The sequence below is a fragment of the Streptomyces sp. NBC_00203 genome (genome assembly GCF_045206325.1).
Classification (GTDB): Bacteria; Actinomycetota; Actinomycetes; order Streptomycetales; family Streptomycetaceae; genus Streptomyces; species Streptomyces lutosisoli.
Genome location: NZ_CP108126.1, coordinates 5618850 through 5641078, shown reverse-complemented (window position 1 = coordinate 5641078; position 22229 = coordinate 5618850). Strand labels below are relative to the sequence as shown.

The window sequence follows — 22229 nt, the reverse complement described above, 5'->3', positions numbered from 1 at the left end:
CGCGTATCACCGGATTCGCCCGCCTCCACCTCAGTCGGCGTACCGCGGATGCACCAGCGTGGAGGGCGGGAGCGAACCCGTGACGCGGGTGCGGGAGGCCGCGCGCGCGTCCGCCGCCAGGCCCGCCGAGGTCAGCGTGCGCAGGCGTGGGCCGTCCGGCGCGAGGCTCAGGGGTACGCCCGTGCGGGAGGCCAGGATGAAGCCCCAGTCGCCCGGAGCCTTCGACGCACCGCCCGCCGTGCGGTCGGGGCCCGCCGCGAAGCCGGACTCCCGGCCGCCCACCCGGTAGGGCGTGGTGCGGAGCCCGGCCGCGCGCATCGTCGTGTCGACCGTCCAGAAGACCCGGGGGCGGCAGGTCACCGGGCCCGCGTGCACGGCCAGCCGGCCGTCTGGGGCCAGGACGCGGTACGCGAGCCCGTAGAACTCCTGCGAGTACAGCTTCGTACTGGCCGTGATGCCCGGGTCGGGGAGGTCCGAGATCACCACGTCGTACGTCGACGGGGCGCCGCGCAGCCAGCGGAAGGCGTCCGCGTTCATGACGTGCACGCGTGCGTCGTCGTACGCATGGCCGTTCAGGGCGGACAGCGCCCGGTCGTGGCGCGCCAGCCGCACCACCCCCGCGTCGAGTTCCACCACGTCCACGCTGCGCACGCCGGGGTAGCGCAGCACCTCGCGCGCGGCGAGCCCGTCGCCGCCGCCGAGGATGAGCACGCGCGCGTGCGGGCCCTTCATCGCGGGGTGCACGAGCGCCTCGTGGTAGCGGTCCTCGTCGCGGCCGCTGACCCGCAGCCGGCCGTCGAGAAAGAGGTCGAGCGGCCGGCCGTGCGTGCCGCCGGTGAGGACGATCTCCTGTTCGCCGGTCCGGAGCGCGACCCGTACGTCCGCCCCGTACACCGCGTGCCGCGCGGCCCGTTCGAAGTCGTCGACCAGCACCGCGGCCGCGCCGAGCAGTCCGAGGACGACGAGATTGGCGACCAGCAGCAGCCAGCGTGCCCGGCGGGTCAAGTCCCTGCGGAACAAGCCCAGTACGAGGGCTCCGCCGGCCACCGCATTGACCGTGCCGGTGAGCAGCGCGCCCGTCAGCTGGCCGAGCATCGGGAGCAGAAGGAAGGGAAAGGCCAGGCCACCGACCAGCGCGCCCACGTAGTCCGCCGCGAACAGGTCCGCCACCGCGCCACCCGGGTCCTGGCGACGGATGCGCTGTATCAGCTCCATCAGGAGGGGGACTTCGGCGCCGATCAGCAGGCCGATGGTGAGGGAGAAGGCCACCAGCAGATACCGGGATCCGTTCGCCCAGACGCCGCCCCAGTCACCCGTCCACGCGAACACCGCGTAGAGCGCCATCGCACTGCATCCGCCGACCAGCGCGAGCGCCGCCTCGACCGCGCCGAAACCGGCCGCGGCGCGGGGGCGCAGCCGCTTCGCGGCGAGGGAGCCGATGCCCATGGCGAAGACCATGACGGAGAGCACGACGGACGCCTGGGTGACCGAGTCGCCGATCAAGTACGAGGCGAGGGCGACGAGTTCGAGTTCGTACACGAGTCCACACGCCGCGCAGACGAATACTCCGGCGAGGACGAGGAACCGGCCGAAGCCCGGTCGTACGGGCAGCCGCGCCTGGCCCTGGACGGCCCAGGGCGGCGGCGCGCCGGGGGGAGCGGGCGCGTGCGGTTCGATCACCCAGCGAACGCTACGTCACACTGGCGCTACGCCTCGTCACCCACACGTGTGGAACCGTTGCGCTTTGGGATAACCGGGGTTGAAGTGGGGTCACCACCGGGGCTGCCGCCCCCGGACCCCCGCATCGCGCTGACGCGCTCGTCCTCAAACGCCGGACGGGCTGAGCAATGCAGCCCCCGTCACCACCCGGACCCCCACCCTCGTCCGCGTCGCCACCAACTGCCCGTCCTGCGGGTACGCGTGCCACGTGCGCCAGTGGACCTGGCCGTCGTGGCGCTGGGCCAGCAGCGCGGTGAAGGCGTGCGGGCTGCCCGGGAAGACGCCGGCGAGGCCGTTGGGGTGGTCGGAGACCAGGTCCAGCAACTCCTGGGCGCGGCCCGCGAAGGAGCCGGGGGACAGCACTTCGACGCGGGCCGCGAACTCGTACTCCCAGTCGCCGACCCGCTTCGCCACGCCGAGCGGGAGGGGGGTGCTGGAACCCGGGATGCACGCGACCGTCTCCGAGCAACTGCCCTTCTCCTCCTCCAGAAGTACCTGGTGGGAGGCGCCGAGGAGTCTCAACTGGAGCTTCGCCCCGGCGAGTTCGAGGTCGAGGGTGGCGAGGGCCGGCAGCGGTTCCCGGCCCAGGGTCCAGGCGAGATCTGCCGCGCGCGTGTCGGTGTACGAGGTTTTCAGGGTCGTGAGCATGGGTCGGCTCCGCTAGCACGCAAAGGGAGGTGGGGGTCCGGCGCACCCGGTCGACACCGGGGGAACGGCTCGGTCAGCCCGGTCGGAAGGACACCAGAAGGACATCCGATGGACGCATCCGATGGACGCGTCCGACGGGCATCCGAGGCCTGTCGGCTCGGGGCTGCTTCGGTGATTTAGAGGGAATCATGAACTGTGGCGCCGCCACAGCGTTTTTACCCAACTTCGTAGGGTTTCCATCCCCCCGAGGGCTCCACAGCTCAACTGTTCAACCACGGCGTACGCCCGGCGCGCGGAAGTGCCCGCCGGCAGCCGTTGCCCGACGGACACTTCCCAGTGCTCCGGAATGCTCCGGATGCGCTTCCCCCACTGGGAGCTCAGCTGCCCCGTGTCAGCTGCCTCCGCCGCATCCGCCCCCGCCGCCACAGGACGACCCGCCTCCGCAGGACGAGCCCCCGCCGCAGGAGGAGGAGCCGCCGCACGACGAGTGGTGCCCTCCCGAGCCTCCGCCGCAGGACGAGGCGTCGCCCGCCCCGCCGGCCCACCAGCTGCTGCTGCTGTCCGAGGACGAGCCGCTGTGGGACCTGCGGCCACTCTTCGACAGGCTGACCTTCTGGCTGCGGTCCGTGGCCAGAACGACCACGACGACCAGGATGCAGACGCCCGCCAGGATGAGACCGATGATCATGGCGTCACCCTCCTTTCGTTCCCCCGAAAGCGGCCCCCCGTGGGCCGTGCCGTGGAAATGCCCCCGCGTCTCACGGCGCAAAGCAGAGTTGAGGAAGTCCAGAGCTTGGGCGCAGGATGACCGGCATGACCTCCACCGCACGCCCCTTCCTCAACCGCCGGCTCGCCGAGTTCGGAACGACGATCTTCGCCGAGATGTCCGCCCTCGCGATGAGCACCGGTTCGATCAACCTCGGCCAGGGTTTCCCCGACACCGACGGCCCCGAGGAGATCCGGGAAGCGGCCGTGCGGGCGCTGCGCGACGGGCGCGGCAACCAGTACCCGCCGGGCCCGGGCGTCCCCGAGCTGCGCACCGCGATCGCCGCGCACCAGGAGCGCCGGTACGGCCTGTCGTACGACCCCGACACCGAGGTCCTGGTCACGGCGGGCGCCACGGAGGCCATCGCCGCCACCCTGCTCGCGCTGCTGGAACCCGGCGACGAGGTGATCGCCTTCGAGCCGTACTACGACTCGTACGCGGCCTGCATCGCGATGGCGGGCGGCACGCGCGTACCGGTGACGCTGCGCCCGCACGAGGGCAGCTTCCGCCTCGACCTCGACGAGCTGCGCGACGCGGTCACCGACAACACCCGGCTGCTGCTGATCAACACGCCGCACAACCCCACCGGCACCGTGCTCACCCGCGAGGAGCTCACCGAGATCGCGAAGCTCGCCGTCGAGCGGGATCTGCTCGTGGTGACGGACGAGGTGTACGAGCACCTCGTCTTCGACGACGCCGAGCATCTGCCGCTGGCCACGTTCCCGGGGATGCGCGGGCGGACGGTCACCATCGGCAGCGCGGGCAAGACGTTCTCCTTCACCGGCTGGAAGGTGGGCTGGGTGACCGCGCCGCCGGCCCTGATCAGCGCCGTACGGTCGGCGAAGCAGTTCCTGACGTATGTGTCGTCGGGGCCGTTCCAGTACGCCGTGGCGGAGGCGCTCGCGCTGCCGGACACGTACTTCGAGGCATTCCGCGCGGACATGCTGGCCAAGCGGGACGTGCTGGCGGCGGGGCTCACGGAGGCCGGGTTCGAGGTGTTCCGGCCGCAGGGCACGTACTTCATCACCACCGACATCCGGCCGCTCGGCGAGTCCGACGGCTTCGCCTTCTGCCGGGCCCTGCCGGAGCGCGCCGGGGTCGTCGCCATCCCGAACGCCGTCTTCTACGACCACCGGGAGGCGGGCGCGCCCTTCGTGCGGTTCGCGTTCTGCAAGCAGACGGAGGTGCTGGAGGAGGCGGCGAAGCGGCTCAAGGCGGCCTGGTAGCCGGACTCGGCCCAGGGTCTTCCACCCACACCGGCCCGGGCTCTCTAACACCGGTGGCGCCGTCCGTGCGGACGGCGCGCCGGGAGCGCGCTAACCGTACCCGCGCGGAGGAGCACAGGTCGCGAGTGCCCCGTGGGGAACGCACAGTTCGGATGTGACCCACCCGAGTACCCTCGCTCGCCGCGCCCGCACGGAGCCCGGGGACCGCGCCCGTCCGTCCCGCGCCGCGCGGGGCCTGCCGATCGCCGCGGTGACCGCGCTGGGGCTGTTCGCCGCCGCGCGCCTCACCGGCGTGCTCGTGCTCGCCGCGACCGCCTGGGCCACCGGCAGGCACCCGCTCACGCTGCTCGCGCGGTCCTGGGACTCGGTCTGGTACCTGGGGATCGCGGCGCACGGCTACGGCCGGACGCTGACCTTCCAGCCCACCATCATCCACAGCGACCTGGCGTTCTTCCCGCTGTACCCGGCGCTGGTGCGCGCCGCCACCGCCCTGAGCCCGCTGAACGCGAGCACGGCGGGCCTGCTGGTCGCCTGGCTGGCGGCGGCGGCCGCAGCCGGCGGCATCTACGCGATCGGGGCCCGGCTGCGGGGCCGCGCGGTCGCCACCGCCCTCGTGCTGCTCTGGGGCCTGCTCCCGCACTCGGTGGTGCTGTCGATGGCGTACACCGAGCCCGTGCTGACCGCCTTCGCCGCCTGGTCGCTGTACACGGTGCTCAGCGGGCGCTGGCTGTGGGCGGGCACCCTGGCGGCGCTCGCGGGGCTGGCCCGGCCGAACGGGTTCGCGGTGGCCGCGGCGGTCCTCGCTTCGGCGGCGTACGAGATCTGGCGGCGGCGCGGGCGAAAAGTTCCCCACAGGCTGTGGACGGGCGCCGCGCTCGCGCCGCTCGGCTGGGGCGGCTTCGTGCTGTGGGTGGGAATCCGCGAGGGCGATCCGCTCGGCGGCTACTTCGACGTGCAGCGGCTGTGGGGCTCACGCTTCGACTTCGGGGCGGGCTCGCTCAGCGTCGTCAAGCACCTGCTCCTGCACGGGGACCGTTTCGTCTTCCCCGTGACGCTGGTGATCGTCGCGGCGGCCGTCCTGCTGTACGCGCTGCTGATGGCGGACCGGGCGCCGCTGCCGCTCGTCGTCTACAGCGGCGTACTGCTGCTGATCACGCTCGGCGGCTCCGGGTTCTTCGAGTCGAAGCCGCGCTTCCTGCTGCCGGCGTTCCCGCTGCTGCTGCCGCTGGCGACGGCGCTGGTGCGGACGGCGAGAGCCCGGCCCTGGCACGCGACCCTGGTGGTCGGCGCCCTGGCCGGGCTCTCGTTCGCGTACGGCGCGTATCTGGTGGTGCTCGCGCACACGCCGCTCTAGGACCTGGCGGGAGAACCGCTCGTCAGGACCTGACCGGAGGATTACTCCTCGTCGTCGCCCTCGGGCTTCTCCGCCTCGTTGATCTCCTCTTCGAGGCCGAGCGACTCGACGAGCCACTTGTCGAACTCGATGGCGGCCCGCACCCAGCTGACCGTGGAGGACACGAAGTGCTCCAGGGCGACGCCGGTGCCGATCAACATCTGCGCCTCGCCGATCAGGCGGACGGTGCCGTCGTCGTGCGTGTGGCTGTAGACCTTGGGCCACAGCGTGCGGCGGTTCCAGTCGTCGATGGACTCCAGCAGCGCCGGCTTCTCCTCGATCTGGTGCGGCCGGTCGTAGAACGTGCGCACCGAGAAGACCTGCTGGTCGCCCTCGCCGCGGAACATGAAATACGTACGGAACTGTTCCCACGGCGCCGCGAGGTCACCCTCGTCGTCGACGACGTACTTGAGCTCCATCTGTTCGAGGAGCTGCTTCACGAGGTCCTGATCCGGGACGACGGGGCCCGCGGGGCCGCCGGACTGCGGCTCGGGCTGGCCCCCGAAGTTCGGAATCGAGGACGGGTCGATGCTCACCGTGTATTTCCCTTCGTACGGATCCTGCCATCCTCCCCCATCCGGGGCGGGGGGTGGCAACCCTTGACGGCCCTTCCGCCGCAGGCTGACAAGATCCGGTCACCCGGCCAGACCAGCGCTGACATGATCTGGTCATGCGCATACGGAGGGGACTGCGGTGGCTGCTGTGGGGGATGTGGTCGCTGTGCCTGGCATTCGCCGTGGTCGTCGGGGGGTGGTTCGCGTGGTCGGTGATCACCGCCGAAGCGAGCGGCGATCCCTTCCGCACACACTCGGCGATCACCTGTTCACAGGCGATGAGGTTCGCACACGGCACGCTGCCCGAGAGCGCGCGTGACGGTGAGTGCTCGCTGGACGACTGGATGGACGACGTGGTGCGCGGCACCTGGAAGATGCCGCGCACCGATGTCGCCGCCTGGCTGAAGGACTCCTACCCGGACGCCTACCCGGACAAGAAGCCGTCGGAGGCCTGCGACCAGGACGTGTGCCTGGACATCGACTTCAACGCCGACTTCGACGCCGACTACGCACGACTGACCGTGGCGTACGAGGACGGGGACACCGCCCTCGTACGCCTTGAGGCCTACTCGTCCTGAGCCGCGGCCGGGATCACAGGGTCTTGCCGACCGCCGGGATCACAGGGTCTTGCCGGTGGCCGGGCCCACGATCAGCCCGTCCCCGAACACCTCCACCCGGACCGTGTCGCCGTCCTTGACCTCGCCCGCCAGGATCTCCTTGGCGAGCCGGTCACCGATGGCGGTCTGGACGAGGCGGCGCAGCGGGCGCGCGCCGTACGCCGGGTCGTTGCCCTCGTCGGCGAGCCAGGCGAGGGCCGCGTCGGAGACCTCCAGGGTCAGCCGGCGCTGGGCCAGGCGCTGGGCGAGGCGGTCGATCTGGAGCCTGGCGATGCGCTCCAGCTCCTCCTTGTCGAGGGCCGAGAAGACCACCAGGTCGTCGAGCCGGTTCAGGAACTCCGGCTTGAAGGAGGCCCGTACGACCTCCAGGACCTGCTGCTTCTTCTCCTCCGCGGAGGTCATCGGCTCGACCAGGAACTGGCTGCCCAGGTTCGACGTGAGGATCAGGATGGTGTTGCGGAAGTCGACCGTCCGCCCCTGACCGTCCGTCAGCCGCCCGTCGTCCAGCACCTGGAGCAGGATGTCGAAGACCTCCGGGTGCGCCTTCTCGACCTCGTCGAGCAGGATGACGCTGTACGGGCGACGGCGCACCGCCTCCGTCAGCTGGCCGCCCTCCTCGTAGCCCACATACCCGGGCGGGGCGCCCACGAGCCGCGCGACGCTGTGCTTCTCGCCGTACTCGCTCATGTCGATGCGGACCATGGCCCGCTCGTCGTCGAAGAGGAAGTCGGCCAGCGCCTTGGCGAGTTCGGTCTTGCCGACGCCGGTCGGGCCGAGGAAGAGGAAGGATCCGGTGGGCCGGTCCGGGTCGGCGATTCCGGCACGCGTACGCCGTACGGCGTCGGACACGGCCTGCACGGCCTCCGCCTGCCCGATGAGCCGGCGCCCCAACTCCTCCTCCATGCGAAGGAGTTTCTGCGTCTCGCCTTCGAGGAGCCGCCCGGCGGGGATGCCGGTCCAGGCGCCCACGACGTCGGCGATGTCGTCGGGGCCGACCTCTTCCTTGACCATGGTGTCCTTGGCGGCTTCTTCCTCCTCCTCGGAGGCCTCCTCCAAGTCCCTTTCCAGGGTGGGGATCTCGCCGTAGAGCAGCTTGGAGGCGGTGTCGAAGTCGCCGTCGCGCTGGGCGCGTTCGGCCTGGCCGCGCAGCTCGTCGAGCTTCTCCTTCAGCTCGCCTACGCGGTTGAGGGACTGCTTCTCCTTCTCCCAGCGGGCGGTCAGGCCGCGCAGCTCCTCCTCCTTGTCGGCGAGGTCACGGCGCAGCTTGTCCAGCCGCTCCTTGCTGGCGGCGTCGGTCTCCTTGCCGATCGCCAGCTCCTCCATCTTCAACCGGTCGACGACGCGCTGGAGTTCGTCGATCTCGACGGGGGAGGAGTCGATCTCCATGCGCAGCCGGGAGGCCGCCTCGTCGACGAGGTCGATGGCCTTGTCGGGCAGGAAGCGGGAGGTGATGTACCGGTCGGAGAGGGTCGCGGCCGCGACGAGCGCGCGGTCGGCGATCTGGACCTTGTGATGGGCCTCGTACCGCCCCTTGAGCCCGCGCAGAATGGCGATGGTGTCCTCGACGGTGGGCTCGGCGACCAGCACCTGCTGGAAGCGCCGCTCCAGCGCCGGGTCCTTCTCGATCCGCTCGCGGTACTCGTCAAGAGTGGTGGCACCGACCATGCGCAGCTCGCCACGCGCGAGCATGGGCTTGAGCATGTTGCCGGCGTCCATGGCGGAGTCGCCGCCGGCACCGGCACCCACGACGGTGTGCAGTTCATCGATGAAGGTGATGATCTGCCCGTCGGAGTCCTTGATCTCGGCGAGCACGGTCTTGAGCCGCTCCTCGAACTCACCCCGGTACTTCGCCCCGGCCACCATGGCACCGAGGTCGAGCGAAACGAGCCGCTTGTTCTTGAGGGACTCGGGCACGTCGCCCTTCACGATCCGCTGCGCGAGCCCTTCCACGACGGCGGTCTTGCCCACGCCCGGCTCACCGATGAGCACGGGATTGTTCTTCGTACGACGGGACAGCACCTGCACGACCCGCCGGATCTCCTGATCCCGCCCGATGACGGGATCGAGCTTCCCGTCCCGCGCGGCGGCGGTGAAATCGGTACCGAACTTTTCGAGCGCCTTGTACTGGCCCTCGGGATCCGGGGTCGTCACCCGGCGCCCTCCCCTGCTCTTCTGAAACGCGTCCAGCAGCTTCTTCGCACTGGCCCCCTGCTGGGAGAGTACGTCGCCGGTCTGGCCGCCCTTCGCGGCGATACCGATGAGCAGGTGCTCGGTGGAGAGGTAATCGTCGCCGAGCTCCTTGGCCTTGTCGGCAGCCTCGGCGATGACGGCGAGCAGCTCACGGTTGGGCTGCGGGGGCGCGACGGTGGACCCGGTCACGCTGGGCAGACCGGCGAGGACGCGCTCGGTCCCGGCACGGACGGCCACTTGGTCGGCGTCGACGGCAGCCAGCAGATCGATGATGTTCTCGTTGTCCTCGCCCGCCAGCAGAGCGAGCAGCAGGTGGGCGGGGGTGAGGTCCGGGTGCCCCTCCGACACGGCCCGACTGGTGGCCGCGTTGATCGCGTCCCGGCTCCTGTTGGTCAGCTCGGCGTCCACGTTCGCGTTCTCCTCCTCCTGGTGTCCCACTGACTCACGGTGTCCCTGACCGTTGCCTGAGACCCCTGAGACCATTGCCTGACTCGGCCAACGTACACAAAGTTGAGTCTATTCCACTCAAGGCGTGACGTGGAGGCCATACGGCATACCGCTGACAGCTCCGGCTACATTTCGAACCATGGCCGCATACCCCGTAGACCCCCGTGATCCCGACCCCACCTACCTCAGCTTCTGGCGCGAGCGGCATCTGTGCACCCTGACGACGCTCCGCCCCGACGGGAGCCCGCACGTGGTGCCCGTCGGGGTTACATACGACCCGGAGGCGGGTCTGGCTCGGGTGATCACCAACAAGTCCAGCGCGAAGGTGGGCCACGTACTGGCGGCGGGCGCGGACGGGGCCCGGGTCGCGGTCTGCCAGGTCGACGGCCGCCGCTGGGCGACGCTGGAGGGGCGCGCGAGGGTGTCCGTGGACCCGGCGCGCGTCGCGGAGGCGGAGGCGCGGTACGCGGAGCGGTACGGGCGGGTGCCGGCGCCGAATCCGGCGCGGGTGGTGATCGAGGTGGAGCTGACGTCGGCGATGGGGCGGGGCTGACGCGGGGGCAGCCGGGACAGCCGGGCTACGGCCGGTTTCAGCCCTTGCCGAGATGGGCGGAATCCTGGAGGTTTCACGTAAAACTGCAGCGGCGTCACCGTGTTCAGGTCACGGTGACGCCGCTGCGGGGGGAAGTACCTGCGCGATCTACTACGACGGGGGAATCGCGTCAGGCACTGCGGGGGGTGGCTGCAATGGTCTGTACGTCCGGGGCTTCCGGTTCGACAAGCTGGTGGTCACGCTGGTCAAGGTTCACAAAGATCATTCCGTACCGAATGGCACACCGGACCGGCTGCGGCGCCCCCCGAGGCCGCCGCAGACACCGGTACGCCCGTACGTCGTCCTCGTCGTCCCGGGTGACGACGACAGGCTCTCCGAACACCGTCACCATCAACGAGTCACCACTGTGGGGGATGGCGGTGACCAGGTCGATGAAGTGCCAGCCGGAGCGGTAGGCGGTGGCCATTTCTCGGCGGAAGGAGCGGTCGTCAGGAGGGATGGTCATGCCTCAGCGTCCACCGGAGCAGCGTCCCAGACCGGATCCGGAGCCGGGTCGGCCATGGTCACGGTCGCCGGTACAGCATTCCAAACCGTGTCCGCTTGAACCGCGGTCGCAGGCTGGCTGTTCCAGATCACATCCAAGCCATGGGCCGCACCGAAGACAAGTCCCGCCGAGAAGGCCAGAGCAAGCACCGAGCGAAGCATTTTCCTGCACATGTTGGGCCTCGTCCTCACTTCCCAAGTCTTCTCCCCCGCCCTGAAGACGATGGCTCATCAGGACACGTCAAGCCACCTGCGAGGTGCATCATGTTCCTGCACGTTCAGGACCCTGGGGGGTGGAGAATTGCCCAATAGCCACATGAACCAGACACATGGTCACGGGGTGGCGGATCTTTGCGAGGTGGGCAGGCAGCTCTATGCCGAGGCTTTGCGCCTAGGACGCATCCCTCGTGCGGATGTGTCCCCTGCACCTTGCCTGGTCGAGTTCTCGCTCCTCCATCCCGATCCGGACGATCCGGACTGGCTCCGGCCGGTCTCGCCGATCGCCGCCCTCGCGCAGCGTCTCCACCCCATCGAGCGGGAGATCCAGGAGCGTCGGCATCTGGCCATCAGCCTGACCGACTCTTTCGAGCCCTTCATGTCCATCACAGCCCAGGACCGGCCGACCACCCACGCCATCACGGTCCTGGAAGGCATTCCCCGGATCAACGAGGCCATACAGCGAGCTACGGCGGAGTGCCGGTCCGAAATCCTCACGGTGCAGCCCGGCGGTGGGCGTCCCGAGGATGTCCTGAACCAGGCAGTCGAGATCGGCCACGGGATCATCGAGCGCGGCATCGTCATGCGCACCCTCTACCAACACACCGCTCGGCACAGCCAGGGAACCTTGGAGTACGCCGAGCAGATGGCTCAGGGGAAGGTGGAGATTCGGACGCTTGAGGAACTCATAGAGCGGTTGATGATCTTCGACCGGGAAGTCGCCTTCATACCCGCTCAGGACGACCGCCGGGTCGCCCTGGAACTCCGCCACCCTGGCCTTGTCCAGTACCTTGTCAAAGTCTTCGAACAACTCTGGCGCCGTGCCGCCCCCCTCCTCGCTCAGACGCCGTACGCCCCACCCACTGATGGCATTAGCGGCGTCCAGCGGTCCATAGCCCACCTACTCGTGGAGGGCCACGTCGACGAGGCCATCGCCCGTCGCCTCGGCATGAATGTCCGTACGTGCCGCGCCCACATAGCCAAACTCGCCGCCGCGCTGGGCAGTGGCAGTCGGGCCCAACTCGGCTATCTCATCGCGCAGTCAGGTCTCCTGGACAAGGACAGCTGAGTGCCGACCGACGGCAGATCGAAACTCACGGGGACTCATCCACACGGAGTGGAGGACGTCTGTGACGCAGGCCTGGCCCTGTACACGCGGGCCCTGCGGGAAGGGCGCGTGCCCACCGAGAATGCCGACCCCGTCCCCTGCCTGATCGACTGCGGCCTGCTTGAGCCAGACATCGAGGACCAGCGGTGGCTACTCCCCGTGGCCCCCGCCATAGCGCTCCCCCGGCTGCTGCACGTCACCGCCAACGCCGTCGCACAGCAGCGGCAGCGCGAAGCGCGCCTGGCGGAGGTGTTCGAGCCGCTCATGCGGATCGACGGTCGGCATACGGCGGCGGACACCTCGCCGATCAGCGTCCTCAGCGGTATGGGGCGGATCAACCGGGCCATCACACAGGCCATGACCGACGCGCGCGAGGAACTCCTCGCCATACAGCCCTACACCGGCCGAAACGCCGCAGGCCTGGCCGAATCCTTGGGCCGCGATCAGGCTCTGCTGGAGCGGGGTGGCCGTATCCGTACGCTCTACCAGCACACGCTCCGTCACTCACCAACGGTGATCGCCCGCTACGAACAGCTCAAGGGTGACGTGGAAGCCCGCACCCTCGACGAGGTCACCGAGCGACTGCTCGTCATCGACCGCACAGTGGCCTTCATCCCGGCGAGCAAGGACCGCACCCTCGCCCTGGAAGTCCGTAACCCGGCCCTGATCGCCTTCTTCGCCATCACCTTCGAACGCCTCTGGCGCCTGGCCACCCCCATGTACCCCGAAGCCGTCCAGCAACCCACCCTGAACGGCATCACCCCCCGCCAACGCGCCATCGCCAGCCTCCTCATCGAAGGCCTCACCGACGCCGCCATCGCCGACCGCCTCGGCATGAACATCCGCACCGCCCGAGTCCACATCGCCAAACTCGCCGCCACCCTCGGCAGCGAAAGCCGAGCCCAACTCGGCTACCTCATCGCCGAATCCGGGATCCTCAAGCAACAGGAGCAGCGAGGGCAACAAGAGCAACCGGAGGAGGCAGAGTGACGGAGGCACATCGGTCGCACGGTGTGGAGGATCTCTGCGAGGAGGGCGTAGAGCTGTACACGCAGGCCCTCCGCGAAGGACAGGTGCCCGCCCAGGACACCGTATCCGCGCCCTGTCTGCTCGACCTCGGGTTGCTTCAGCCGCACGTCGAGGACACCCGGCGGCTGGAGCCCGTGGCGCCCGCCCTCGCCCTGCACCGGCTGTTACGCGGCGCCGAGGACCGTATCGCGGACGAACGGCGGCGTGAGGAGCGGCTGGCCGCGGTGTTCGAGCCGTTGATGCGGATCGACAGCCCGCGCACAGCGACCGCGGAGACCCCGACGATCAGCCTCATCAACGGCGGGGACCAGATCAGCCTGGCCATCACCCGGGCCATGGAGAGCGCGTCCCAGATCCTCGCCGTCCAGCCCCACGTCAGCCACGTCGGCGCCAACTCGCAGCCCCAGCGCCACTCCCAGGCCCTGCTCCGCGATCAGTCCCTCCTCGACCGCGGCGGCCGTATCCGCACCCTCTACCAGCACACCCTCCGCCACGCCCCCACCGTCGTCGCCCGCTACGAGGTGCTGAAGGGCGACGTGGAGGCCCGCACCCTCGACGAAGTCACCCAGTTACTGATCGTCGTCGACCGGACCGTGGCCTTCATCCCGGCGAGCAAGGACTACAAACTCGCCCTGGAAATACGCCACCCGGCCCTCATCGAGCACTTCCTCATCACCTTCGACCGCCTCTGGCGCCTCGCCACCCCCATGTATCCCGAAGCGGTCCAACGGCCTTCCCTGAACGGCATCAGCCCCCGCCAGCAGGCCATCGCGAGCCTCCTCATCGAAGGCCTCACCGACACCGCCATCGCCGACCGCCTCGGCATGAACGTCCGTACCGCCCGAGTCCACATAGCCAAACTCGCCGCCACCCTAGGCAGCGAGAGCCGAGCCCAACTCGGTTACCTCATAGGCCGGTCGGGGATTCTGGATCAGCGACAGCACGAAGACCCGGAACAACCCCCGGTACGCCCCCCGGAATGACGCCCGGGCCAGCACCCGGAAGCGTGACCGGCTCAACCTCCGGCGCCCGAGGAGGCCCATCCAGACCCGCCTGAGCGATCCGCACCCCCAGCTGCGTGCGGCTGGCGGCCCCCAGCGTCTCCGACAGCCGTGCGATGTGTGCCCGGCAGGTACGGACGCTGATCCCGAGCCGCTCGGCGACCACCGCGTCCTGGTGTCCCTCCGCCAGCAGGGCGGCGATCGACCGCTCGCGGTGTGTGATGCCCTCGATGCCCGTCGAGGGGAGCGGGGACGTCAGCGGGATCGCCAGGCGCCACAACCGCTCGAAGACCGTCACCAGGTAGTCCACCAGGGCCGGGTGGCGGAGTTCCAGGGCGATCGTGCGGTCCGTGTTGGCGGGGATGAAGGCGACCTTGCGGTCGAAGAGGATCAGCCTCTCCACGACCTCGTCCAGCGTCCGGGCCTCCGCCGCGCCGCCCATCAACTCCATGTAGTTCAGCAGGCCCTGGCCGTGCCGGGCCACATGCGTGTACAGGTCGCGCATACGGACGCCCCGGCGGCGCATCTCCAGCGCGCGGTGCAGGCCCTCGGAGAGTTCGTCCTCGCGGCGGATGCCGCCCGGCTGCACCGCCAGGACCTCGCTCGCGCACTCCTCCGTCGCCTTGTCCATCGCGGCGCGGATACGCGGGAGTCCGTCGAGGACGCGGATCGCCACCCCCTCGGCCGGCGCCTGGACGCGTCCGCCGAGCCCCGCGTACCACTCGAAGGCCGACACCGCGTCGCCCACCCGCGCCTGGCTCGCGCTGACCTCCTCGTACAGGCCCCGCAGGAGACGTGTCATGACCTCCTGCGGCGAGGTCGGCACCAGCCAGCCCATGTCGTCGGGGTCGGGGTGCAACAGCGCCAGCTCCAGCAGGCAGGGCACGGTCTCCGCGGCCTCGCGGGGCACACGGCCGCGCCGCACGGCCCGGGAGTAGACCCGGTCTCCGGCCTCGCACAGTCGGTCAGCCCCGTGCGGATGCGTGTCCGTCCCGTGCCCGGCCATCTTCCACCTCTGGCTCCAACCGCTGGTGCAAGCCCCGCGTAAACAGCGTCTGTCGCAGCGCAACTATGCGCGGACCCGTCCGGCATCGCAACACGGCTGCCCCGCCCGCGCGCCCCTTCTCACCCGCCTTTGTGCATAAAAATCCCCACCTCCTCCTCGCCCGTTGCAACAAGATGACGGTGGCGCGGCCCCGGCACCCGGTGCATGGTGGTACCGCTTCCCACGGGCGCGACGGCGCTCCGAGCGGCCCTGGTCGATCACCCCCCTTTTCGGCCAGGGCCGCGGCGCGCGCCGGAGCGCGGCAGCGCAGAGTGGAGCTCGTCGAAACACCGCGTGAGCCGGTGGAAATCGTCGAGTGATCGGCGCGTTACGTATCGCACTTAACGTCAGTCCATGGCGGACATATTTGACGCGTACGCGTTGGCCGATGCGTGGGACGAGATGTTTGAGCGGCCGGGTGAGGTCAGGACCGCCTATGAGCCGGTGCTGGCGGCGCTTCAGCCGATCGAACCGGGTGAACTGCGGTTCAAGGCCGATCAGATGGCCCGTGCGTTCACCGACCGGGGCGTGACCTACGCCTTCGCGGGCGAGGAGCGGCCCTGGCCGCTGGATCTTGTTCCGAGGATCCTCGACGCGCTCGAATGGGATCTCATACAACGCGGGGTCGCTCAACGGGTCAGGGCCCTTGAGGCCTATCTCAGCGATGCCTACGGGCCGTGCCGGGCCTTCGAGGACGGTGTCGTCCCGTGGCGGCTGCTGCTCAACTCACCGCATTTCCACAGAGCCGCGCACGGGGTCGAGCCACCGGGCGGTGTCCGGATTCATGTCGCCGGGATCGATCTCGTACGGGACGAGGCCGGAGACTTCCGGGTGCTCGAAGACAACGTTCGCGTGCCGTCCGGGGTGTCGTACGTCATCGAGAACCGGCGTGCGATGACCCGGATCTTCCCCTCCCTCTTCGCCGAGCAGCATGTCGTCCCCGTGGACGGCTACGCGCAGAAGCTCCTCGCCGCGCTCAGGGCCGCGGCCCCGGACGGGGTCGGCGACCCGCGTGTCGTCGTGCTCACGCCCGGCCCCAGCAACGCCGCGTACTTCGAACACGCGCTGCTGGCCCGGCTGATGGGCGTGCAGCTGGTGGAGGGGCATGATCTGGTGTGCCGAGCCAACCGTGTCTGGATGCGGACGACGCGCGGCGAGATGCCGGTCCATGTCGTATACCGGCGGCTCGACGACGACTTCCTCGATCCGCTGCACTTCCGGCCCGACTCGGTGATCGGCTGCCCGGGCATCCTGAGCGCCGCGCAGGCGGGCGCGGTCACGCTCGCCAACGCCGTCGGCAACGGAATCGCCGACGACAAGCTCCTCTACACGTACGTTCCTGATCTCATCCGGTACTACCTGGGCGAGGAGCCCGTCCTGCCGAACGTGGAGTCGTTCCGGCCGGACGAACCGGGCCAGCTGGACGCCGTGCTCGACCAGATCGACCAGCTCGTCATCAAGCCGGTGGACGGCGCGGGCGGCCAGGGCATCGTCATCGGGCCGAAGGCCGACCGGGAGACCCTCGAACGCACCCGCGCCGCCGTCGCCGCCGACCCGCGCGGCTGGATCGCGCAGCGGCCGGTCGCCCTGTCCACCTCCCCCACCCTCGCGGGCGAACGCATGGCGCCGCGCCACATCGACCTGCGCCCGTTCGCCGTCAACGACGGCAGTGACATCTGGGTGCTGCCCGGCGGGCTCACCCGGGTCGCGCTCCAGGAGGGCAACCTCATCGTCAACTCCAGCCAGGGCGGCGGCTCCAAGGACACCTGGGTGCTGGCGGAGGGACCCGCCGAGCACCCCGAGCCGGAGTTCAGCGACACCGTTCCGGAGGTCGTCCCGCGCCAGCTCGGACCCGACGGCACCCCCGCCGTCGTACAGGAAGGGGCACAGCAGCAGTGAACGACGTGATCCTCTCCCGGATAGCCGAAGCCCTGATCTGGACGGGCCGTTACGTGGAGCGGGCGGACGCCACCGGCCGCATCCTCGACGCCTACCTCCACCGGCTCCTCGAAGACCCCTGGCGCGACGAGGACGTCGCCTGCCGGTCGCTGTACGCCATCCTCGGCGTGGACGCCGGAGACGAACGCGTCGACATGCAGCAGGTGTTGGACCAGCTGGCCTTCGACGCGCGCTCCACCTGCTCCATCGAGGGCGCGCTGGGCGCCGCCCGCCTCAACGCCCGCAGCGCGCGCGAGGCGGTGTCGTCGGAGATGTGGGAGTGCCTCAACTCCACCTGGCACGCCCTCGCCGACCAGCGTCTCGCCGCGCGCCGCACGGGCCCGTACGCCTACCTCGAACTCGTACGCCGCAGGGCCGCCCTCTTCTTCGGGCTCGCCGACTCGACGATGAGCCGGGACGACAGCTGGCGCTTCGTGGTGCTGGGCAGAAGCCTGGAGCGCGTCGACATGACCGTACGACTGCTGTCCGTACGGGTGCTGGACGCGGCGCACGCCCCCGACTGGCCGACGCTGCTGAGCGCGAGCGGCGCGGACGAGGCGTATGCCCGGGTGTACGGCGGTTTCGGCGACACCCCGCGGGTGGCCGAATTCCTCCTGCTGGACCGGGACTTCCCGCGCTCGGCCCTGCACGCCCTCACGACGGCGGAGGAGTGCCTGGCGGCGCTCGGCCGCCCGCGCCAGGATCCGGCACGCCGCCCGATAGGCCGTATGCGGACCCGCCTTGAGTACCTGGACCTGTCGGCCCTGGAGGACCAACTCCCCCTCCTCCTCAAGGACTTGCAACAGGCGTGCATGGCCTCGGCGGAGGCGGTGGCGGAAAAGTTCTTCCCGTACCAGGGGCCCGTCGAGTGGGCCCAGGAAGGAGCGTGAGCGAGATGACCACTCCCGTGACACGCCGTCTCCGCATCCGTCACACCACCCGCGTCTCCTACGCGCAGGCCGCCGTCTCCTCCCACAACGAGGTGCGGATGACCCCGCTGACACTCCCCGGCCAGACGACCCTGGACGCCCGGGTCACCGTGAACCCCTCCACCGCCACCTGGTCGTACTGGGACTACTGGGGCACCCAGGTCACCGGCTTCGACCTCATGGAACCCCACGCGGACCTGACCATCACGGCGTCCAGCCTGGTGGAGACGGCCCCGCCGGGCCCGCTGAGGGCTGCCCCCACATGGGCGAAGGTGGCCGAAGTGACGTCCCAGTCACGCCTGTTGGAGTACGCGGCGCCGACCAGCCGTACGACGGTGCCGCCGGAGCTGGTGGAACGGGCCCGGAACCTGGCATCCGGCCTGGACCCCCACGAGACGGCGGTCGCGGTCTCCTCCCTCGTCACCGACCAGGTCCGCTACATCCCCGGCGCCACCGGCGTGAACACCAGCGCCATGGAGGCCTGGGAACAGGGCGCGGGCGTCTGCCAGGACATCACCCACCTCACAACCGGTCTCCTGCGCGGCCTCGGCCTCCCCACCCGCTACGTCTCCGGCTACCTCCACCCCGAACGCGAGGCCGAACTCCACCGCCCCGTCGCCGGCCAGAGCCACGCCTGGATCGAGTACTGGGCGGGCGACTGGACCGGCTACGACCCCACCAACAGCACCCGCGCCGACGAGTCCCATGTGGTCGTGGGCCGGGGACGGGATTATGACGACGTGACGCCGCACAAGGGGGTGTACCGGGGGGTGGCCGGGGGGCCGCCGGAGGTGACGGTGGAGTTCACGCGGGTGGCGTGAACTCCGTTCGTACGTCGATGTCTTGGCGACCTCGGTGACCTGGCGACCCGTGTGTCACGAGGCAGGCGCGAAGACGAAGAAGCCGTCGTCCGTGGAGAGGTAGCCGTACTGGGTGGTGTCGTTGAAGTAGGGGATCTGGTCGGTGGTGAGGTCCTTGGCGAGGACCTTCTTGGTGTGGGCGTCGACGGCGACGACGGTGTGGTTGTCGTCGTCGATGCCGTTGTCCGTGCCGTCCGTCGTGCCGTACAGGACCGAGCCGTCCGCGGAGAACCGGACCGGCGCGAGCGCCTTCTCGCCTGCGTCCTGGGCCCACAGCTGCTTGCCGTCGGCGGTCTGGCGTACGACGGTGCCGCTGTCGGTGGTGGCGGCGACCAGGTCGCCCGAGGGTGAGAGGAGGGGCTCCTCGACGCTCGGGTAGGACGCGGTGGCGGTCTTGGCGCCCTTCAGGTCGTACCAGGCGTCGATCCAGGTGTCCGAGCCCGCCTGGGTCTGCCAGGCGGTGAGGATTCTGCCGTCCTCGACCCGCAGCACCCGGGTCGCCTCCGACATGCGGTCGCCGTCGTCCCGGAACTTCACGCCCGGGGGCGGTGTCACATCGCCGCTGCTCCAGACCTTCGCGCCGGTGGTGAGGTCGGAGAGGGTGACCTGCTCGGGGTCGTACTCGTAGCCGGTGGCGTTCTCGAAGCCGGCGTAGTAGGTGCCCGCGATGAGCGGTGCGTACGTCGACTGCCCGGTGGCCAGTCCTTCCTTCGGGAGGAACGAGCAGTCGGCCTGGGAACCGGTGCAGCCGACCGTGCGGGCGGTGCCGCCGTCGATGGGCGTGAGGGTGAGAGTGTTGTCGGCGACGGCTACGCGGTAGCCCTCGAAGAGGTAGGCGGCGGCGTACGTCCGCTCGTCCGTCGACTGCTCATCGTCCTGCGGGAGTTCGCTCACGCCGAGCTTCTTGCCGGTGGCGTCGTACAGGGTGGCCGTCGAGGTCGTCGACTCCTCCGTCAGCCCGTCGGACTCGGCGGTCGCGGACGTGCTCACGGCGACGGCCGGGACGCCGTCGTGCCACGTCGTGGCGGAGACCATGTCGGTCTTCACCTTGAGGCTCTTGCGCAGGGCACCGGTCTTCGCGTCCCGGAACTCCAGGACGAGGCTCTCCGGTTCGTCCGCGAAGAACAGCACGCGGTTCTTCGCGTTCTCCGGCTCGCCCTGGGCTTCGTTGTCCGAGAGGTAGGCGCCGTCCGCGTCCTTGGCGAACAGCAGTGTGTCGCCGAGGTCCAGTACGCCGGGGGTGCCCCCACCGTCCGTGGCGGGCAGGCTCCACGCGGCCTGCCGCGCCAGGCCCGGCAACTGGGGCCCCTTGTAGGCGGGTCCGGCCGCTGCCTTGCCGCCTCCGGACGCCGCGCCGTTGCCGTTCCCGTTGCCGTCGGACCCGCCCTCGTTCGCCGCGTCACCCGACCCGCACCCGGTCAGCAGCCCGAGCGACAGCACCAGCCCGGTCACCGACATCGCCGTCGCCCTCGCACCCCGCCTGCGCGGCGCCGCGTACCGTATATCCCCGTTCATTCCAGCCATGCGAAAGAATCTCCCCGTGATCGTCAGGTGGCAGCGCGCAACCCTAGACGATCTTCAGGGGGTTCGTTGACCAACCCTTGACCCAGGCGTCCGGATCATCCGGATCGCCCTCCTCGTCGGCCCCGTGGGGGCGCGCATCTCCACAGGATCTCCGCGCCCGACGGAGCCTGCCGGGCCTCAGCAGGAGTCGAGTTCCCGGGGCCCGTAGAGCGCGTGACCGGCACCCGAGGCGAGGGCCCAGTACCGGTCGCCGTAGGACCAATGCCACCACTCGGTGGGGTAGTTGACGAGCCCTACGGCGGTCAACGCGTCGCCGAGCAGCTGCCGGTTGGCCCGCGCCTCCGGGCTGATGTTCTCCGCTGCGGTGTAGCAAGCACCTTTGCTCACCTCCGGGTTCGCGTTCACCGGGGTGCCCATGTCGAGTTCGCGACCGTCGACGTCCACGAGGGTCAGGTCCACGGCGGCACCCGCGCTGTGCGGGGCGATCTCCGGCGGGGACACGTATCGGCTCGCCGCGGACCGGAGCCGCTCGGCATCCCAGTCGGGGTTGCTCGCGCGCAACTCGTCGGCGTACCGCTCGAAGTAGAACCGTTGCAGGCTGGGCGGCCGGTACCCCTCGACGAACAACAGCCGTACGCCGTCCGGCAGCAGGACCCGCGCCTCCACGAGCCTGCTCAACACCCCTTCCCGCAGATGCGCGAAGGCTCCCGAGCCGTCCCGCCTCCGCCCGTCGACGGGAAACGGCTCCCCCGCCCGTACGTCGAGAAGCGGCTCTCCGCACTCCACGACGGGTATCGCGGCGATCTTCGGATCTGACATCAACACGATCTCGGTCATGACGTGAGTGGATCATGCGGCGCGGGACCGGAGGACTGGTCGGCGGCGAGAAAGTACTTTCCAGTGTGGAAAATACCTGCCAGGATGCAAGTAAGCCGGTGAGCGGGCGGGCGAGCGTGTCAGCGGGCGCCCACATCCATCGGAAAACCGGGAACACCCGGAATACCCGGAACACCTGGAAAACCTGGAGCGCTCGATGCCCGATCAGGAGAACAACCGCGACGCAGACCCGGCCGCCGACAGCGTCCTGTCGGGTGAAGCCGCGGCGAGCGCACTGCGGGACGTCGACACGGCGCAGGCACGGGCCCGGCTGCGGGCACGGTTGATACCCGCGTGGTACGGGCCGCTGATCGGGGTGCTCGTGGCCGTCCAAGGGACGATCGGCACCATATCCGCGGACGCGGGCGACCCGGGGTGGGGAGCTTGGCGGCAGTGGGCGGGGTGGGTGGTGCTGCTGGCCGTCCTCGCGCTGACGCGGGCCCGGCGGCGCAGCACCGGGGTGATGGCGCACAAGCGGTTCGGGTGGACGGGGGTCGCCCTGGTGCTCTGCTTGAGCGTGACGATCGGGCTGGCGTGGTTGTTCCTCCGACTGCTGGGCGTCGGGGAGGACGCCACGCATGTCACCCTGGGTACGGCGCTGGGGCTCGTCGCGTGGGCCTACTGCGCGTGGCGCAACGCCGTGACGACGCGTCAACTGCGGGAGCTCGTATGACTGTTGACCCACCCGAGCCGCGCAGGCCGACCCTCGACGAGACGATCCACCACCCCACCCGGCTGGCCGTGGTCGCCTTCCTCTCCGCCTGCGACGAGGCCGAGTTCGCGACCGTACGGGATTCCTGCGAGGTGTCCGACTCGGTCCTCAGCAAGGCCGCCTCGGCCCTCGAAGCCGCCGGCTACCTCGACATCCGCAAGGGCTACGTCGGCAAACGCCCGCGCACCTGGCTCTCACTGACCCCGGACGGGCACCACGCGCTCACCCAGCACATCGCCGCACTCCAGGACATCGCCTCCACGGCCCGGAGCGCGGGCGCGCGAGCCGCCGGCGCCACGACGGACGGTTCGGACCGGCAGACGGCTGTTTAGGGA

At 70.0% G+C, this 22229-nt stretch carries 21 protein-coding genes; 12 read left to right on the top strand and 9 right to left on the bottom strand.

From position 1 onward, the window contains the following. Positions 1-30: 30 nt before the first annotated feature. The 3 genes from OG975_RS25340 to OG975_RS25330 all read right to left on the bottom strand — a co-directional run bounded on the left by OG975_RS25340 (position 31) and on the right by OG975_RS25330 (position 3055). The gene (locus tag OG975_RS25340; RefSeq protein ID WP_406331650.1) at positions 31-1680 is read right to left on the bottom strand and encodes a polyamine aminopropyltransferase; all 1650 of its coding nucleotides are present in this window, start codon (positions 1678-1680) and stop codon (positions 31-33) included. A 144-nt stretch (positions 1681-1824) separates the two neighbouring features. Beyond that, positions 1825-2367, bottom strand: a complete 543-nt coding sequence (locus OG975_RS25335; RefSeq protein WP_406331649.1) for a DUF2617 family protein — start codon at positions 2365-2367, stop codon at positions 1825-1827. Between the two features lie 391 nt (positions 2368-2758). After that, the gene (locus OG975_RS25330) at positions 2759-3055 is read right to left on the bottom strand and encodes a hypothetical protein (RefSeq protein WP_406331648.1); all 297 of its coding nucleotides are present in this window, start codon (positions 3053-3055) and stop codon (positions 2759-2761) included. A 116-nt stretch (positions 3056-3171) separates the two neighbouring features. Here OG975_RS25330 and OG975_RS25325 point away from each other — a divergent pair, with 116 nt between their 5' ends. Both OG975_RS25325 and OG975_RS25320 read left to right on the top strand, forming a co-directional pair. Further along, a complete protein-coding gene (locus OG975_RS25325; RefSeq protein ID WP_406331647.1) occupies positions 3172-4359 on the top strand; it encodes a pyridoxal phosphate-dependent aminotransferase in 1188 nt (395 codons plus the stop codon). A 154-nt stretch (positions 4360-4513) separates the two neighbouring features. Further along, positions 4514-5713 (top strand): mannosyltransferase family protein, encoded by a 1200-nt coding sequence (locus OG975_RS25320; protein WP_406331645.1) that lies wholly within the window; start codon positions 4514-4516, stop codon positions 5711-5713. 41 nt (positions 5714-5754) lie between these two features. Here OG975_RS25320 and OG975_RS25315 read toward each other — a convergent pair whose 3' ends face one another. Next, positions 5755-6288, bottom strand: a complete 534-nt coding sequence (locus OG975_RS25315; RefSeq protein ID WP_330306070.1) for a YbjN domain-containing protein — start codon at positions 6286-6288, stop codon at positions 5755-5757. A gap of 134 nt (positions 6289-6422) precedes the next feature. Here OG975_RS25315 and OG975_RS25310 point away from each other — a divergent pair, with 134 nt between their 5' ends. Beyond that, positions 6423-6884, top strand: coding sequence for a hypothetical protein (locus tag OG975_RS25310; RefSeq protein ID WP_406331643.1), 462 nt, complete (start codon positions 6423-6425; stop codon positions 6882-6884). Positions 6885-6923: 39 nt separating this feature from the next. On the opposite strand, the gene clpB is transcribed toward OG975_RS25310, so the two are convergent. Further along, positions 6924-9521: an ATP-dependent chaperone ClpB gene (gene clpB, locus OG975_RS25305; protein ID WP_406336453.1), complete on the bottom strand. Its 2598-nt coding sequence runs from the start codon at positions 9519-9521 to the stop codon at positions 6924-6926. Between the two features lie 178 nt (positions 9522-9699). Between clpB and OG975_RS25300 the strand changes: the two genes are divergently transcribed. Continuing rightward, entirely contained in the window at positions 9700-10113 is a 414-nt protein-coding gene (locus tag OG975_RS25300) for a pyridoxamine 5'-phosphate oxidase family protein (protein WP_406331641.1), read from the top strand. Positions 10114-10282: 169 nt separating this feature from the next. Here the strand turns inward: OG975_RS25300 and OG975_RS25295 are convergent, their stop codons facing one another. After that, entirely contained in the window at positions 10283-10618 is a 336-nt protein-coding gene (locus OG975_RS25295) for a hypothetical protein (protein WP_330306066.1), read from the bottom strand. 354 nt (positions 10619-10972) lie between these two features. Between OG975_RS25295 and OG975_RS25290 the strand changes: the two genes are divergently transcribed. From OG975_RS25290 to OG975_RS25280, 3 genes are read left to right on the top strand one after another with little or no spacing between them, the layout of a single operon-like run. Then, positions 10973-11941: a helix-turn-helix transcriptional regulator gene (locus OG975_RS25290; RefSeq protein ID WP_406336451.1), complete on the top strand. Its 969-nt coding sequence runs from the start codon at positions 10973-10975 to the stop codon at positions 11939-11941. Further along, positions 11942-12970, top strand: a complete 1029-nt coding sequence (locus OG975_RS25285) for a LuxR C-terminal-related transcriptional regulator (RefSeq protein ID WP_406331640.1) — start codon at positions 11942-11944, stop codon at positions 12968-12970. Next, a complete protein-coding gene (locus OG975_RS25280; RefSeq protein WP_406331639.1) occupies positions 12967-13992 on the top strand; it encodes a LuxR C-terminal-related transcriptional regulator in 1026 nt (341 codons plus the stop codon). The genes OG975_RS25285 and OG975_RS25280 overlap by 4 nt, the downstream gene beginning before the upstream one ends. Here OG975_RS25280 and OG975_RS25275 read toward each other — a convergent pair. Next, complete coding sequence (locus tag OG975_RS25275) at positions 13916-15016, bottom strand: LuxR C-terminal-related transcriptional regulator (protein WP_406331638.1); 1101 nt, start codon at positions 15014-15016, stop codon at positions 13916-13918. The genes OG975_RS25280 and OG975_RS25275 overlap by 77 nt on opposite strands. A 393-nt stretch (positions 15017-15409) precedes the next feature. Here OG975_RS25275 and OG975_RS25270 point away from each other — a divergent pair, with 393 nt between their 5' ends. Genes OG975_RS25270 through OG975_RS25260 form a run of 3 tightly spaced genes read left to right on the top strand, consistent with a single transcriptional unit; the run spans position 15410 to position 18743 of the window. After that, on the top strand, positions 15410-16954 hold the full coding sequence (locus tag OG975_RS25270) for a circularly permuted type 2 ATP-grasp protein (RefSeq protein ID WP_406331637.1): 1545 nt from the start codon (positions 15410-15412) through the stop codon (positions 16952-16954). After that, on the top strand, positions 16951-17883 hold the full coding sequence (locus OG975_RS25265; protein ID WP_330306057.1) for an alpha-E domain-containing protein: 933 nt from the start codon (positions 16951-16953) through the stop codon (positions 17881-17883). The genes OG975_RS25270 and OG975_RS25265 overlap by 4 nt, the downstream gene beginning before the upstream one ends. Before the next feature lie 5 nt (positions 17884-17888). Further along, positions 17889-18743 carry a transglutaminase N-terminal domain-containing protein gene (locus OG975_RS25260; RefSeq protein ID WP_406331636.1) on the top strand — a complete coding sequence of 285 codons (855 nt, stop codon included), beginning with the start codon at positions 17889-17891 and terminating at the stop codon, positions 18741-18743. Between the two features lie 54 nt (positions 18744-18797). On the opposite strand, the gene OG975_RS25255 is transcribed toward OG975_RS25260, so the two are convergent. Both OG975_RS25255 and OG975_RS25250 read right to left on the bottom strand, forming a co-directional pair. Beyond that, positions 18798-20297, bottom strand: coding sequence for a hypothetical protein (locus OG975_RS25255; RefSeq protein WP_406331635.1), 1500 nt, complete (start codon positions 20295-20297; stop codon positions 18798-18800). 186 nt (positions 20298-20483) lie between these two features. Then, on the bottom strand, positions 20484-21143 hold the full coding sequence (locus OG975_RS25250) for a M15 family metallopeptidase (RefSeq protein ID WP_406331634.1): 660 nt from the start codon (positions 21141-21143) through the stop codon (positions 20484-20486). Between the two features lie 196 nt (positions 21144-21339). Between OG975_RS25250 and OG975_RS25245 the strand changes: the two genes are divergently transcribed. Then, complete coding sequence (locus OG975_RS25245; protein ID WP_406331633.1) at positions 21340-21855, top strand: hypothetical protein; 516 nt, start codon at positions 21340-21342, stop codon at positions 21853-21855. Then, complete coding sequence (locus OG975_RS25240; protein WP_406331632.1) at positions 21852-22226, top strand: winged helix-turn-helix domain-containing protein; 375 nt, start codon at positions 21852-21854, stop codon at positions 22224-22226. The genes OG975_RS25245 and OG975_RS25240 overlap by 4 nt, the downstream gene beginning before the upstream one ends. Positions 22227-22229: the final 3 nt, after the last annotated feature.

Excerpts from the sequence above, each read along its gene's own strand:
- OG975_RS25335 (WP_406331649.1), bottom strand. The coding sequence starts at position 2,367 with ATGCTCACGACCCTGAAAACCTCGTACACCGACACGCGCGCGGCAGAT.
- OG975_RS25330 (WP_406331648.1), bottom strand. The coding sequence starts at position 3,055 with ATGATCATCGGTCTCATCCTGGCGGGCGTCTGCATCCTGGTCGTCGTG.
- OG975_RS25325 (WP_406331647.1), top strand. The coding sequence starts at position 3,172 with ATGACCGGCATGACCTCCACCGCACGCCCCTTCCTCAACCGCCGGCTC.
- OG975_RS25310 (WP_406331643.1), top strand. The coding sequence starts at position 6,423 with ATGCGCATACGGAGGGGACTGCGGTGGCTGCTGTGGGGGATGTGGTCG.
- OG975_RS25300 (WP_406331641.1), top strand. The coding sequence starts at position 9,700 with ATGGCCGCATACCCCGTAGACCCCCGTGATCCCGACCCCACCTACCTC.
- OG975_RS25295 (WP_330306066.1), bottom strand. The coding sequence starts at position 10,618 with ATGACCATCCCTCCTGACGACCGCTCCTTCCGCCGAGAAATGGCCACC.
- OG975_RS25290 (WP_406336451.1), top strand. The coding sequence starts at position 10,973 with ATGAACCAGACACATGGTCACGGGGTGGCGGATCTTTGCGAGGTGGGC.
- OG975_RS25275 (WP_406331638.1), bottom strand. The coding sequence starts at position 15,016 with ATGGCCGGGCACGGGACGGACACGCATCCGCACGGGGCTGACCGACTG.
- OG975_RS25270 (WP_406331637.1), top strand. The coding sequence starts at position 15,410 with ATGGCGGACATATTTGACGCGTACGCGTTGGCCGATGCGTGGGACGAG.
- OG975_RS25260 (WP_406331636.1), top strand. The coding sequence starts at position 17,889 with ATGACCACTCCCGTGACACGCCGTCTCCGCATCCGTCACACCACCCGC.
- OG975_RS25255 (WP_406331635.1), bottom strand. The coding sequence starts at position 20,297 with ATGAACGGGGATATACGGTACGCGGCGCCGCGCAGGCGGGGTGCGAGG.
- OG975_RS25250 (WP_406331634.1), bottom strand. The coding sequence starts at position 21,143 with ATGACCGAGATCGTGTTGATGTCAGATCCGAAGATCGCCGCGATACCC.
- OG975_RS25245 (WP_406331633.1), top strand. The coding sequence starts at position 21,340 with ATGCCCGATCAGGAGAACAACCGCGACGCAGACCCGGCCGCCGACAGC.
- OG975_RS25240 (WP_406331632.1), top strand. The coding sequence starts at position 21,852 with ATGACTGTTGACCCACCCGAGCCGCGCAGGCCGACCCTCGACGAGACG.